At 67.0% G+C, this 13,358-nt stretch carries 14 protein-coding genes; 8 read left to right on the top strand and 6 right to left on the bottom strand.

Annotated features, from left to right (window positions below; translation table 11 throughout):
- Window positions 1–49 precede the first annotated feature (49 nt).
- Window positions 50–289: a DUF8029 family protein gene (locus tag EP28_RS06415; RefSeq protein ID WP_049983618.1), complete on the top strand. Its 240-nt coding sequence runs from the start codon at window positions 50–52 to the stop codon at window positions 287–289.
- A gap of 98 nt (window positions 290–387) precedes the next feature.
- Here EP28_RS06415 and EP28_RS06410 read toward each other — a convergent pair whose 3' ends face one another.
- Both EP28_RS06410 and EP28_RS06405 read right to left on the bottom strand, forming a co-directional pair.
- Complete coding sequence (locus EP28_RS06410) at window positions 388–2,655, bottom strand: CDC48 family AAA ATPase (protein ID WP_049983174.1); 2,268 nt, start codon at window positions 2,653–2,655, stop codon at window positions 388–390.
- A complete protein-coding gene (locus tag EP28_RS06405) occupies window positions 2,652–2,903 on the bottom strand; it encodes a DUF7127 family protein (protein ID WP_049983173.1) in 252 nt (83 codons plus the stop codon). The genes EP28_RS06410 and EP28_RS06405 overlap by 4 nt, the downstream gene beginning before the upstream one ends.
- Before the next feature lie 177 nt (window positions 2,904–3,080).
- Here EP28_RS06405 and EP28_RS06400 point away from each other — a divergent pair, with 177 nt between their 5' ends.
- The 4 genes from EP28_RS06400 (at window position 3,081) to EP28_RS06385 (ending at window position 7,208) form a co-directional block, all read left to right on the top strand.
- Complete coding sequence (locus EP28_RS06400) at window positions 3,081–3,860, top strand: alpha/beta fold hydrolase (RefSeq protein ID WP_049983172.1); 780 nt, start codon at window positions 3,081–3,083, stop codon at window positions 3,858–3,860.
- Window positions 3,861–4,258: 398 nt separating this feature from the next.
- On the top strand, window positions 4,259–5,044 hold the full coding sequence (locus EP28_RS06395; protein ID WP_155118439.1) for a DUF2391 family protein: 786 nt from the start codon (window positions 4,259–4,261) through the stop codon (window positions 5,042–5,044).
- Between the two features lie 103 nt (window positions 5,045–5,147).
- The gene (locus tag EP28_RS06390) at window positions 5,148–5,531 is read left to right on the top strand and encodes an Hsp20/alpha crystallin family protein (protein WP_049983171.1); all 384 of its coding nucleotides are present in this window, start codon (window positions 5,148–5,150) and stop codon (window positions 5,529–5,531) included.
- Window positions 5,532–5,534: 3 nt separating this feature from the next.
- A complete protein-coding gene (locus EP28_RS06385; protein ID WP_049983170.1) occupies window positions 5,535–7,208 on the top strand; it encodes an ABC1 kinase family protein in 1,674 nt (557 codons plus the stop codon).
- Between the two features lie 81 nt (window positions 7,209–7,289).
- On the opposite strand, the gene EP28_RS06380 is transcribed toward EP28_RS06385, so the two are convergent.
- The 3 genes from EP28_RS06380 to EP28_RS06370 form a co-directional block, all read right to left on the bottom strand.
- Window positions 7,290–8,438 carry a site-2 protease family protein gene (locus EP28_RS06380; RefSeq protein WP_049983169.1) on the bottom strand — a complete coding sequence of 383 codons (1,149 nt, stop codon included), beginning with the start codon at window positions 8,436–8,438 and terminating at the stop codon, window positions 7,290–7,292.
- Window positions 8,439–8,693: 255 nt separating this feature from the next.
- Window positions 8,694–8,951: a DUF7123 family protein gene (locus EP28_RS06375; protein ID WP_049983168.1), complete on the bottom strand. Its 258-nt coding sequence runs from the start codon at window positions 8,949–8,951 to the stop codon at window positions 8,694–8,696.
- A 347-nt stretch (window positions 8,952–9,298) separates the two neighbouring features.
- Window positions 9,299–10,165, bottom strand: coding sequence for a molybdopterin synthase (locus EP28_RS06370; protein WP_049983167.1), 867 nt, complete (start codon window positions 10,163–10,165; stop codon window positions 9,299–9,301).
- Window positions 10,166–10,260: 95 nt separating this feature from the next.
- Here EP28_RS06370 and pyrH point away from each other — a divergent pair, with 95 nt between their 5' ends.
- The 3 genes from pyrH to EP28_RS06355 are packed head-to-tail and all read left to right on the top strand — an operon-like array spanning window position 10,261 to window position 13,007.
- Window positions 10,261–10,986, top strand: coding sequence for a UMP kinase (gene pyrH / locus EP28_RS06365; protein WP_049983166.1), 726 nt, complete (start codon window positions 10,261–10,263; stop codon window positions 10,984–10,986).
- Window positions 10,983–12,749 (top strand): lysine--tRNA ligase, encoded by a 1,767-nt coding sequence (gene lysS / locus EP28_RS06360; RefSeq protein WP_049983165.1) that lies wholly within the window; start codon window positions 10,983–10,985, stop codon window positions 12,747–12,749. Before pyrH ends, lysS begins: the two co-directional genes overlap by 4 nt.
- Complete coding sequence (locus EP28_RS06355; protein WP_049983164.1) at window positions 12,750–13,007, top strand: DUF7573 domain-containing protein; 258 nt, start codon at window positions 12,750–12,752, stop codon at window positions 13,005–13,007.
- A 28-nt stretch (window positions 13,008–13,035) separates the two neighbouring features.
- Here the strand turns inward: EP28_RS06355 and EP28_RS06350 are convergent, their stop codons facing one another.
- Entirely contained in the window at window positions 13,036–13,329 is a 294-nt protein-coding gene (locus tag EP28_RS06350; RefSeq protein ID WP_049983163.1) for a DUF5808 domain-containing protein, read from the bottom strand.
- Between the last annotated feature and the right edge of the window lie 29 nt (window positions 13,330–13,358).

The following is a 13,358-nucleotide window of genomic DNA, read 5'->3' as shown; positions in this document are numbered from 1 at the left end:
CTGATCTCGCTCACCCTCAACCGTGAGTCGTCTTCGGCCCCACAAGCTTATCCCCGGCCTCGCCGTGGCCTCGGACATGACTACGCCACTCGCCGAGAGCGCAGCGTCGACGCCCCTTCAGGCCGGGATCCTCGCCAGCCCGACCGGACAGTTGCTCGCTGCGCTCGTCGCCGCGGCGATCGTGATCGTCCTCGGGAAGTTCGTGTTGAAGCTCGCGTGGCGACTCGTCACGATCGGTATCGTCGTCGTCGCCGCCGTCTACCTGCTGACGGTCCTCGGCGTCATCTGAGGCGGTGAGAACGGCACAACATCTGAGGCAACGAAAACACGAAAAAGAACACGCGGACGCGCCGCCGGTCGCTACCGACCGGCGGCTCCGGAGCCGGCTTACTGGAACGCCGCGCCGGGCTCGGCTTCCGTGCGGTCGACGTCCGACCGCTTGAACTGCTTTTCTATCTCCTCGTAGCGCTCCCGCGTCTCGGGAGTGACGCTTGGGTTCACCTCTCGGAGGGCGTCCTCGAAGTGCTGCATCGTCACGCGGACGTTGCCGACCGACTCGCCGACTTCCTCCTGCGAGACGCTGCCGATGAACTCCCGCGAGGCGTTCATCGACGCCTCACGGGCGACGGCCTCGATGTCGGCTCCGACGTACCCCTCCATCTTGCGGGCGAGCGTGTCGAGGTCGACGTCGTCGGCCAGCGGCTTGCGCCGGGTGTGGACCGCTAGGATCTTCCGGCGCGCCTCCTCGTCCGGCACGGGGACGTGGACGTGGCGGTCCAGGCGTCCGGGCCGGAGCAGCGCGGAGTCGATCAGGTCCGGACGGTTCGTCGTCGCGATGACGACCACGTCCTCCAGCGATTCGAGCCCGTCGAGTTCCGTCAGCAGCTGGGAGACGACGCGCTCGCCGACGCCGGAGTCGCCCGAGTTCGTCCCGCGCTCGGTCGCGATCGAGTCAATCTCGTCGAAGAACACGATGGTCGGCGCGTTCTCGCGGGCCTTGCTGAACACTTCGCGGACGCCCTTCTCGGACTCGCCCACGTACTTGTTCAAAAGCTCAGGCCCCTTGATCGAGATGAAGTTCGACTCGCTCTCGTTGGCGACGGCCTTCGCGAGCAGGGTCTTCCCCGTGCCCGGCGGGCCGTACATCAGCACGCCCTTCGCGGCCTGCATGTCGAGTTCCTCGAACACCTCGGGGTACTCGAGCGGCCACTGGATCGTCTCGCGGAGCCGCTCTTTCGTGTCGTCCAAGCCGCCGACTTGATCCCAGGTGACGTCGGGAACCTCCACGAACACCTCGCGCAGCGCGGAGGGCTCGATCCCCTTTATCGCCTCCTTGAAGTCGCTCTCGGTGACTTGGATGGAGTTCAGCACGTCCGCGTCGATCTCGTCGCTCTCTAAGTCGAGTTCGGGGCGGATGCGCCGAAGCGCGTGCATCGCGGACTCCTTCGCCAGCGATTCGAGGTCGGCTCCGACGAAGCCGTGGGTGTTCTCGGCGTACTCGTCCAAGTCGATGTCCTCGACCAGCGGCATGTTCCGCGTGTGGACCTGCAGGATCTCCTTGCGGCCGTCGCGGTCGGGGACGCCGACCTCGATCTCGCGGTCGAAGCGACCGCCGCGCCGGAGCGCGGGATCGATGGCGTCGACGCGGTTCGTCGCCCCGATGACGACGACCTCGCCGCGCTCTTCGAGCCCGTCCATGAGCGAGAGCAGCTGGGCCACGACGCGCCGTTCCACGTCGCCGCCGGCCTCCTCGCGCTTGGGGGCGATGGAGTCGAGCTCGTCCATGAAGATGATCGAGGGCGCCTCCTCCGAGGCCTCCTCGAACACGTCACGGAGCTGCTCTTCCGACTCCCCGTAGTACTTCGACATGATCTCCGGGCCGGAGATTGTGTGGAAGTTCGCGTCGATCTCGTTGGCGACGGCCTTCGCGATCAGCGTCTTCCCCGTGCCCGGCGGGCCGTGGAGCAAGACACCCTTCGGCGGGTCGATGCCGAGCCGCTTGAACAGCTCCGGGTGTCGCATCGGCAGCTCGATCATCTCGCGGACCTGCTCAAGCTCGCTGTCGAGCCCGCCGATGTCCTCGTAGGTTACGTCCGGCCCCTCGCCGGTCCCGTCGGGACCCTCGCCGCGTTCCGCTATCTCCTCGGCGGCGACCTCTGAGATCGAGATATCGGTCTCGTCGGTGATGACGACGGTGCCGCCGGGGTGGGTCTCGGCGATCTTCATCGGCACCGCCTGCGACTGACCGCCCATCAGGCCGAAGCCCATCGAGGTGCGGATCGTCTGTCCCTCGGTCACCGGCTGTCCGGAGAGCTTGTCGCGGATGAACGGCGCGATCTGACCGCGCACCCGAAGCTGGCTCGGGAACGCGATGGTGACCGACTCCGCCCGCGAGACATCGACGGACTCGACCGTCACGCGGTCGTCGATCCCGACGTTCGCCTCCTGACGGAGCCGACCGTCGATACGGACGACGCCCGTGCCGTCGTCTTCGGGGTAGCCGGGCCAGACGCGAGCGATCGCGGCTCCGTCCTGACCCTCGACGCGGACGATGTCGCCGCCGGAGAGCCCTAACTCGTCGGCCGCGACACGGTCGATAGCCGCGAGCCGACGCCCGGCGTCCTTCTGTTTTAGCGGTCTGACGGTGAGTTTCATCGGTCGCCCTCCACCGTGATCACGCCGTTTGCGACCGAGACGGACTCGGCCGTTCCGGGCAAGTCGAACTCGGACTCGACCGGCTCGCCGGACCCCTCGATCACGACGATCGCCGTCTCGCCGACGGTGTCGACTGAGACGTTCTCGGCGTCGACGCCCAGATCGGCGGCGACGACCCACTCGTCCTCATACTCGTACCGACGAAGCAGCGCGCCGTCGCCGGCCGATTGGGTCTGTTGGTGATTCATCCTAACAACAAGTTAGGCGCAGAAGTATTTAAGCCCATCGGGTAAAATCGCACGACGTGAGTAAACGGCCGAACTATCGGTGGTGTTGCGGTTCGGAGCCGGCGGCGGAGGGAGATCGGGGTTTCTGACTCCACTCGGTGGTGGACGCTTATGGGTCGTCGCACAGGAGAGGCGAGTATGCAGCGCGTCACGCATCACGGTCGCGGGACGGCCTACCGCGCCTCCGGCCGCGGCGGCGGTCCGGGGGTCTGTTTCATCCACGGAAGCGGCGGAACGAAGGGAGTCTGGAAGGCGCAGGCTCGCGCGAGCGACCGGTTCCGGACCGTCGCGCTCGATTTGTCCGGCCACGGCGACAGCGACGACGTGGACACGGCGGCGGGAACCGAGACCCTCGCCGCGTACGCGGACGACGTCGTCGCCGTCGCAGCGGCGACGGGAGCGACCGTGCTCTGTGGCAACTCGCTCGGCGGGGCCGTGGCGCTGCGGGTCGCGCTCGACCGCGATTACGCGCTCGACGGACTGGTGCTCGCGGGCACGGGCGCGACACTCGGCGTAACGCCGGAGCTTCTGGACGCGCTTTCGACCGACTTCGACCGGGCGATCGATTACCTACACGAGCCTGACCGCCTCTTTCACGACGCGCCGCCGGAGTACGTCGAACGGTCGCGCATCGCCATGCGCGAGTGCGGCCGCGAGGTCACGGAGCGCGATTTCCGGACCTGCCACACCTTCGACGTCCGCGAGCGCCTCGGCGAGGTCGCCGTTCCGTCGCTCGCGGTCGTCGGCGAGCACGACGCGCTCACGCCGCCCGCGTCCCACGAGTATCTCGCCGACCGGATCGACGACTGCGAGTACGCGGTGATCGACGCCGCCGCTCACCTCGCGATGCTCGAACGGCCCGCGGCGTTCAACGCGGCGCTGTCGACGTTCCTGGCGCGCGTGCACCCCTCGGCGTAGTCGTCGTCTCGGAACCGGACGATACGTGACGCAGGAAGCTACGAGAAACGGAGAACGCGGACGAAAAACGCACCGCAGAGCGCGGATCGCTGACAGAGAGCCGCGCGCTCTGCGCCTCGAAGACGGTCCACACTGGACTCATTGTGATACCGCTCGGCAACTGAACGCCGTTGATATCGGTCTCCGATATTCTCGATACTCACCCCGTGGTATGTAGTAGCAACCCACGGAATATAAAATGATCGACGCCGGGCGTGCGGGGCCAAGCGGTCCGGGTCGATAGGTGCCCGACCACTCCCGACATCGCTACCGCGTGACCCCCGATCGAACGCGTCCGAGTGCGCGGTATCAGCGCGGTACCCGGTACGCTTTCGGTGGTCGGCAGCAAGCAGTGAGCCATGGGTACCGACGGGGACGACACGAGGCGCTCCGACGACGCGGCGGGATCCGACGACGGTTCCGCGACCGCCGTCGAGGACGACTCTGCGGGATCCGGTGGTGGACCGACGACCCCCGGCGATCGATCGATCGACTCGCCACGCGCTCCGAGCGACCCCGACATTACCGATCTGCTTGCGAAACTCGACGCACTCCGCGACACCGTCGACGACCCGCACGAGCGCGAGGCGGTTCGACAGACGATCTCCCTCGTCGAACAGATGCCCGGAAGCGGGGCGTTCACCAGCCGGATCACCAAGTACACCTCGCGGGACATGGCGGAGGCGTTCGTGGGGTCGGTCCTCTTCGCGCTCCCCCTTCTCGTCGAAGGGGGCGTCTTCGAGATCGCGGCGTGGTTCGCGGCAGTCACCGTCGCCGACGTCCCCGTGCTGCTCGCGGTCCACATCGGGTTCGTCCTCCTCGTCACCGCGGGCCTGCTCTACTTCGCGGACTTCCGGCAGATCGAGGTTCGGCATCCGATCCTCGGCGTCATCCCGCGACGGTACGCCGGCGTCTTACTCGTCTCGCTCCTCACGTCGGTCGTCATGTTACTGCTGTGGGGACGGCTGCACGAGGGTGACCCGAGCGCGGTCGAGCGGATGGGACGCGTCGCGCTCGTCTGGGCGGCCGCCGCCTTCGGTGCCGGACTCGGCGACATCCTTCCGGGCGAATCACAGGGCGAGGACATCTACGACATCGACTTGGACCTCGACTTCGACCGCGGCGGTGGCAAGCGGGATGACTGACCGCTCCGGCCGGCCGGTCAGCCTCACCTGACCGCGGCGGCCCGCCGCGTGGCCGATCCGCAGTTTCCACACCTTTTTCGCCGCGGCGACCCTACGAGTGTGTATGTCAGCGTTACGCGACGCGCTCCGGGACCTCCCGGACGCGGTGTTTGCGGATCTGCTCGAATCCGACGACGGATACGTTCTCGTCGTCGACCTCCCGGGTGCAACTGCAGAGACGACTGAGGTCCTCGCGGAGGACGGGCGGCTCGTTATCGAAGGCCGACGAGAGAAGGCCGTTCCGGACGACTTCCGCTATGTGCGAGAGGACCGTCCGCTGTTCCTCGACGCCGAGTTGCCGCTCCCCGCGGACGCCGACGAAAGTGGCGCGGACGCTGAGATGGACCGCGGCGTCCTCGAAGTCACCATCCCCAAGCGGAGCGACGACGCCGCGCGCACTATCCCGATCGACGAGGGAGACGGAGACGGCTCCGACGGTGACGCCTGACGGGTGGTGACGCTGGTCAACCTTCGCGCCTACTGGCGATTCGTCGTGGTCATGCGGCAGTTCTCGCCGCTGATCGTCGCCTACTGGCGGGACCGGAAGCGGTACCTCCTGTTCGGCGGCGGCCGCGATGTCGACGCGGAGACGCAGCGAGAGCGGGCGGCGATCCTCCTCGACACCCTGCTCACGCTCGGCCCGACGTTCATCAAACTCGGGCAGCTGCTCTCGACGCGACCGGACATCCTCCCGCCCGCGTACATCGAGGTGTTGGAGGACCTCCAAGACGACGTGCCGCCCGCCCCGTGGGAGGAGTCACGGACCGTACTCGAAGACGAACTCGGCCCCGTCGACGACGTCTTCGACGATTTCGACCGCGAGTCGATAAGCGGCGCGAGCCTCGGTCAGGTGTACACGGCCCGATACGACGGCGACCCGGTCGCGGTGAAGGTCCGCCGCCCGGGGATCGAGTCGCTCGTCGAGGCGGACCTCCGGACCATCCGCTGGTCGATCCCTCTCGTCAAGCAGTTCACCGGAAGCGGGCGGGCGTTCTCGCTCGAGAACCTCGCTGACGAGTTCGCGAAGACGATCCGCGAGGAGATGGACTACGAGCGAGAGCGGATCATCCTCGAAGAGATCCGCGGCAACTTCGCGGACGAAGACCGGATCCGGATTCCGGACACCTACGAGGCCGTCTCGGGCCCGCGTGTGCTCACTATGGAGTACGTCCCCGGAACGAAGATCAGCGACATCGACACGCTCGACGACGCGGGGTTCGACCGGAACGCCATCGCGGAGACGCTCCAAGAGGTGTACCTCCAGATGATAATCGAAGACGGGGTGTTCCACGCCGACCCTCACCCCGGAAACCTCGCGGTCGACGACGACGGCACGGTGATATTCTACGACTTCGGGATGGCGGGTCGCGTCGAGCCGTTCATCCAAGAGAAGATCGTCGACTTCTACGTCGCGGTCGCCCGACAGGACATCGACGCGATACTGGACACGCTGATCGCGATGGGGACGCTGTCGCCGGACGCCGACCGCGAGGTGATGGGCAACGTGATGGAACTCGCCATCGCTGACGCCAGCGGCGAGGACATAGAGCAGTACCAGGTGAATCAGATAATCGAGCAGGTCGAATCAACGATATACGAGTTCCCCCTGCGGCTCCCCCCGAACCTCGCACTCGTGTTGCGGGTCGCGACGGTCGTCGAAGGGGTCTGTGTCACGCTCGATCCCGAGTTCGATTTCATCTCGACGGCGACGGAGTACCTCAGAGACGAGGGGTACTACGAGGAGACGGCACGGAACCTCGCCCAGCAGGCCGGCCAGCAGGCCCAACGGACCGCCGAGGCGCTTTTCACCGTCCCGCCGAAGGCCGACGACTTCCTCGACCGAGCGAACCGCGGCGACCTCCACGTCGACGTCACGATCGAAGACGACTCGAAGGTCCTCGACAAACTCGCGATGCGGATCGCGTACTCCGTGCTGCTCGCAGTCGGCGTGCTCTCGTCGACGATCCTCTACTCGTTCGCCGAGGAGTGGCGGCTCGCGGCGGTCGTCCTCGTGTTGGCCGCGCCGCTCGCGGTCGCCCTCTACCGATCGTTCCGAAAGAAGCGCGGGATCCGCGCGCGGCCGCAGTTCACGCGACAGGGGATGAAAAAGCGGCGCGAGGAGTGAGAGCAGGTCCGTCTGAGACCCGGTTTCGGGAGTCCGTCACTTCGGATGAGCGACCATCACTTCGGATGAGCGACCGTTACCTCAGGTCGTCACGACTTGTATCGGTACGAGAAGGAAACAGAGCGCGCCCAGCGCGAACGTCGCGATCCCGACGGCGAGCCGCGGCCATCCGAGCCGCGTTTCGTCCGTCGGGTTCGCCGGGCCGTTGTACGCGATCACGAGCGAGAACACGCCCCAGAACGCCCACAACCCGACTGACTGGTCGATTCCGAAGCCGCGCCAGAAGTAGAGGTACGCGGCGACGGTGAACAGCGCGGCGGGCACGAGCGACGCGATGGTCTCCTGTCGCGGTCCGACCATCGCGCGGACCATGTGACCGCCGTCGAGTTGGCCGACTGGAAGGAGGTTGAGAAGCGTGAAGAACATCCCGACCCAGCCGCCGATCACTACCGGGTGCGCCGTCAGGCCCGGATCCTCGTAGGAGGTCGGCTGCCCGAGGAGGTCGGCGATGATCGACAACAGCGGCGGATTATTGAACTGGATGACGGTGCCCGAGGCGTCGGCGAGCGCCGCGGGAACTCGGATCGGATCGAGCGAGAGGCCGATCGCGGTCACGACGACCGTCGCGACGAGTCCCGCGATCGGCCCGGCGACGCCGATGTCGAAGAGCGCCTTCCGCGAGGGCATTCGTCCCCGCATTCGGATCACAGCACCCAGCGTGCCGAACGGGAACACGAACGGAATGACGTACGGCAGCGAGACGTCGACGCCGTGATACCGCCCGGCGGCGTAGTGGCCCAGCTCGTGCGTCAGCAGGACGCCGAGCACCGCGACCGTGAACGGCCACCCTCGCAGGACGGCGAGCGGGTTCGCCGTGATCTCTCCCCATCCAACATAGAACCACCCGTACGCCCCGACGAAGAGCGTCGACAGGACGGTCGCGACGAGCATTGCGAGGTTGACCCAGGGGATCCCGCCTCGGTCGTGGCCGAACGGCGTCGCGACGACGACGTGCCGGCCGTCCACCACATCGACGTCGACGTCGTATCCGGCCTCGCGGAACGGCGGGACCAGCTTTCTCACCAGCGTCCGTTCCGGAACGTACGACTCGCCCACGTACCGGACGCGGCCGTCGTCCCGGTGAACCTCGTCGACCCGGAAGAACGTCCGCAGCGGCTCCGGACGCGGCGCGTCGGTCGTCGCCGACGCCCTTCCGTCGTGTTCTGGCATCGTCCGTCGTAACTGGTCGTCTAGTATAAACCCCGCGTCGGACGACGGTCGCCTGACGGGCGGGAGCGCGCTCGCGGTAGATATCCGAGAATGGCCGTACAACACGCCGGCGCGCGCGGACTATCGAAAACCGCGACACCGGCGGTCGTCACGCGGGTGGAAAGAGAAAGCGCTCGGAGGAACGGCGACGCGGGGACGCGCGTGAGCGCGCAGTCGTGCGGCGGTTTGCCGGTCACTCGATGGCGTCCGGTGGCATTACGCCGGCTCGATACGCCACGTCGTCGCGCCCGTGTACGACCACTTCTCGACGGTGAGTTCGGTGGCCGAGTCGCGGAGCTTCACCATCAGCGCGCCGATCTCTTTTGGTGAGAGGTCGACGTCGTCTGCGATGAACTTTCCTTTGAAGTACATCTCGCCTTCTTCGGCGCGATCGAGCAGGTACTGTTTCAGCCGCTCTTCTTTGCTGCGGTCGTCGGCCGTCGCGTTCGTGGAGGGGTTTGCAGTCGCGCTCATGGTACACTCCTCTCTTGCCCCCGAACGGTGTTATAAAGCGGCGACCGTTGAATGGTGTTCAGTAGCTTTCATGGCGTTTTACCAGACGCGACCGATCTAAAACGTGTCTGGCGAACCGTTCATAACGGCTGCAGGTAGAGTTAGACATTTTACAAAGCTATTAGAGGAAGTTTTAGAGACACAGATGAAGTAAGACGTTACATATTTAATTTTACACTATTGCCGAACATTAGGGGCGAATCGGGCCGTTATCTGGCTGGCTGCTCCTCGCTCGCGTCCGGACGGGCGATTCGTTTCTCGTCTCACCGCCTGAACGAATCACGTCCGCCGGTCGAATCGAGGGCCGGTCACTCGCGCTGGTGGACCCAGAACGCCTCGGCTTCGGTGGTCTCTTTTTTGAATATCGGGACCTCGTCTTTGAGCCGGTCGATCCCGTCTTCGACCGCGCGGAACGCCTCCCTGCGGTGTCCCGCGAGCACGACGACGAACACGATGTCCTCGCCTGACTCTATCACGCCCGTCCGGTGGTGCATGCGGACGTCGAAGACCCCGTCGCGATCGGTCAGGTCTGCGGCGATGGCGTCCATCCGCTCGCCCGCGACGCCCTCGTACGTCTCGAAGGCGAGGTGCGTCGTTCGGTCGTCGTCCGCGCCGTCACGCTCGCGCACCCGTCCGGTGAACGTCGCGATCGCCCCGGAGCGGTCGGCGTCGGAGGACGCCTCCACCCTTCGAACCAGCGTCTCGCGGGTGATCCACGGCTCCGCGTCGTCGAGGTCGGCGACGAGTCGGTCGAGCGCGACGTCGTCCGCCGAGGATGCGGTGGCGAGAACCTGACCCGGAACGTCGCCGGGGGAGACATCGTCGTCGAGGAGAACGGCGGGCACGCGCAGGCGCGACTCGCCGAGTACGAGGAGGTAGTCGTGGGCGGGGGCGAGGTCGTCGAGCAGCTCGTCGAGGCCGTCGACGCGCCCGGAGCCGGACCACGATCCGTCCGCGGCGAGCGCGATTTCGGTGTCGCAGTTGGGGTTCGTCAGCGTCGCCTCTGCGCTTTGAACGTCGGCAACCCCGCCGTCTGGCGCGCTCTTCGCCGTGCTGTCCCCGTCGCCGTCGTGTCGCTCGCGACGGTCGACGACGGCCACTCGTCCGTCGAGCCGATCGGCGAGGGCCGCGGCGAGGGCCGCGGCGTCGGACCCGAGGATCGATATCGGCTGCATACTCGGTAGCGGTGTGCGAGCGGCTTAGGCGTTTCCCGGCCGGGCGCGTCCGGGCTTGATAATCCTTAAGACCGCGACAGGGATATTCGACGGTAATGAGAGTCGTCGTTTCTGTCGGCGGAAGCGTGCTCGCGCCCGATCTCGACCCGGACCGGGTGGCCGCGTACGCCGACGCGATCGAGCGGCTGGTCGCGGCCGACCACGAGGTTGGCGTCGTCGTCGGCGGCGGCGGCGTCGCGCGCGAATACATCGAGACGGCACGCGACCTCGGCGCGAACGAGGTCGAACTCGACCAGTTTGGCATCGGGACGACCCGACTGAACGCCCGGCTGCTGATCGCCGCGCTCGGAGATGTCGCGGCCGTCTCGCCGGCGACCGAGTACGACGAGGCCGCCGCCGGGCTCCGCCGCGGCGAGGTGTCTGTGATGGGCGGGATGACGCCCGGACAGACCACCGACGCCGTCGCCGCCGCGTTCGCCGAGTCGGTCGACGCCGACCTGCTCGTGTACGCGACGAGCGCCGACGGCGTGTACGACGCGGACCCCAACGTCGACCCGAACGCGACGCAGTTCGCCGAGCTGTCGCCCGCGGAACTCGTCGAGGTCGTCCTGCCGATGAGCCGCGACGCCGGTGCCTCCGCCCCCGTCGACCTGCTCGCCGCGAAGCTCATCGACCGCGCGGGGATGCGCGCGATCGTCCTCGACGGCACCGACCCGAGCGCCGTCGTCGACGCCGTCGTCTCCGGCGACCACTCCGGCACCGACGTGATACCGGTCGGCGACGACGAACGGACCGACCCCGTACGCACGGAGCAGTCATGACCGACCGTGACGCCACCGGCGGACCGACAGACTCCCCGCACATCCTCTCGGACCGTCCGGCGATGGGCGGTAGCGAAGGAGAAACCGGCGGCGACGATGAGGACGCACTCGCCGACGGTGAAGCGGTCGGCGGCGAAACGGCCGGCAACGGCGACTTCCGCGCGTTCTGGGCCGACGTCGTTGCAGACGAGATCGAGTCGCGCGGCGTCGACGATCCGGTCGTGATCAAGGGCGGTGTCTCGCCCTCGGGCGTGGCACACCTCGGGAACGTCAACGAGATCATGCGCGGCTACTTCGTCGCCGAGGTGCTCCGCGACCGCGGACACGAGGTCAGACAGGTGTTCACCTCCGACGACAAAGATCCCCTCCGGAAGATCCCGCGAAAGCTGGCGAACGCCGACGGCGAGATCGTCGGGCTCGGCGAGGTCGACGCCGGCGCGATCGGGCGGAATCTCGGTAAGCCGTACACCGCGATCCCGGACCCGTTCGGCGAGCGCGAGTCGTACGCCGCCCACTTCGCGGCCCTGCTCGAAGCCGACGCCGACCGTCTCGACGTCCCCGTCGAGATGGTGTCTAACACCGAGCTGTACGCCGACGGTGACTTCGACGAGGTCACCCGAACCGTCCTCTCCGACCTCGACCGCGTCCGCGAGGTGCTCTCTGCGTATCAGGACAAAGTCGACGGGGAGTACGTCCCCTTTAACCCCGTCTGTGCCGAGTGCGGGAAGATCACGGAGACGGTCACCGGGGTAGACACGGAGAGCGAGACGGTCGAGTACGCCTGCACCGACATGGCGGTCGGCGACGAGACGATCGAGGGGTGTGGCCACGAGGGAACCGCCACGTTCCGCGAAGGGAAGCTTCCGTGGCGGCTGGAGTGGCCCGGCCAGTGGGAGGTGCTGGACGTCGACTTCGAGCCGTTCGGGAAGGACCACGCGGAGGGATCGTGGCCCTCCGGGGTCGATGTCGCCCGCAACGTCCTCGGGATCGAGCCGCCGGTGCCGATGGTGTACGAGTGGTTCACGCTCAACGGCGAGCCGCTCTCCTCGTCCGCGGGTAACATCGTCACCGTTCCCGAGTTACTGGAGCTTCTCGAACCCGCAGTGCTGCGGTACTTCTTCGCGCTCCACCCGAAGAAGGCCCGCGACCTCGACGTCGAGCGGCTCGATCAGCTTGTCGACCGCTTCGACCGGTTCGAGCGCGCGTACTTCGGCGAGGTCGACGACGAGGGGCTGACCGCCTTCGCCGAGCGCGCGTACCCGTTCGTCGTCGGACGTCCGGAGGACCCGCCGACCGAGAAGCCGATCCGGCTTCCCTACACGTTCGCGGCCGTCCTCGGCATGGTCGACGACCCGGCGTTCCGCGAGCGGCTCGCCCGCGATGAAGGCCACATCCCTGAGGACGCGAGCGACGAGGCGATCGCGGCCGCCCTCGATCGCGTCGAGAAGGCCCGAAACTGGGCCGAACGGACCGAAAACGAGTACGACTACCGGCTCCAGACCGCGCTTCCAGACGTCGACTTCGACGACGAGGTGGCGGCCGCGCTCGACGACCTCGCCGATTTCGTCGCTGCCGGACACGACGGCGAGGCGATACAGAGCGAGATGTACGAGACGGCTCGCGACCACGACATCGAGGTCAGCGACTTCTTTTCGGCCGGCTACCGGCTCTTCTTCGACGACACGCAGGGGCCGCGGCTCGGCGAGTTCCTCGGCGAACTGGAGCGCGAGTACGTGGTCGAGCGGCTTCGACGGGAGGCATAGATGGCCGAGGACCGGTCGCTCGACGACTTCGCCGGCGACGCGGACGCCGATGGAGGCGACGGACGCGGCGGTCGGAGCGACGCAGACGCGGAGTCGGAGCGCGGCGAACAGAGCGAGGCGGACGCCGAGCCGGTCACCGCGACCGCGACGTGGACCACCGCCGGTGCCGACTGCGACCGATGCGGCGAGCCGACTACTCGCCGCTGGCGCGATGGCGACGCGTTCGTCTGTGCCGACTGCAAGAACTGGTCCGAGTAGCGGAAAAGACGTGGGATCGGTTGTTCAGTTACTCGCCGTCGACGATCACTTCGACGGGGCCGTCGTCGTCCGAGTCGGACGCGTCCCCGTCGCTGCCGCCGGCCCCGCTCTGTGCCTGCTGGTAGTAGAGGCCGCCGGCGACCGCGAGGACGATCCACGACCGCCAGTTCGCGAGGTTCAGGGTGTAGCCGATGCCGAACGGCTTCTCGACCAACATGCCCTCGTCCGGCTGCCAGTGCGACGAGAGGAGGCGACCGAGGCTCGGTCGATCGAAGTTGTACGGGATTCCGAGTATTTCACCCGACGACGGTTTATCTGCCATATCGGTAAATCGCTCGCCGGCCATATAAA

This window comes from Halorubrum sp. BV1, assembly GCF_000746205.1.
Taxonomy (GTDB): domain Archaea; phylum Halobacteriota; class Halobacteria; order Halobacteriales; family Haloferacaceae; genus Halorubrum.
Note: the sequence above shows the minus strand (reverse complement) of the source record. Positions and strands in the feature narration are given on the sequence as shown.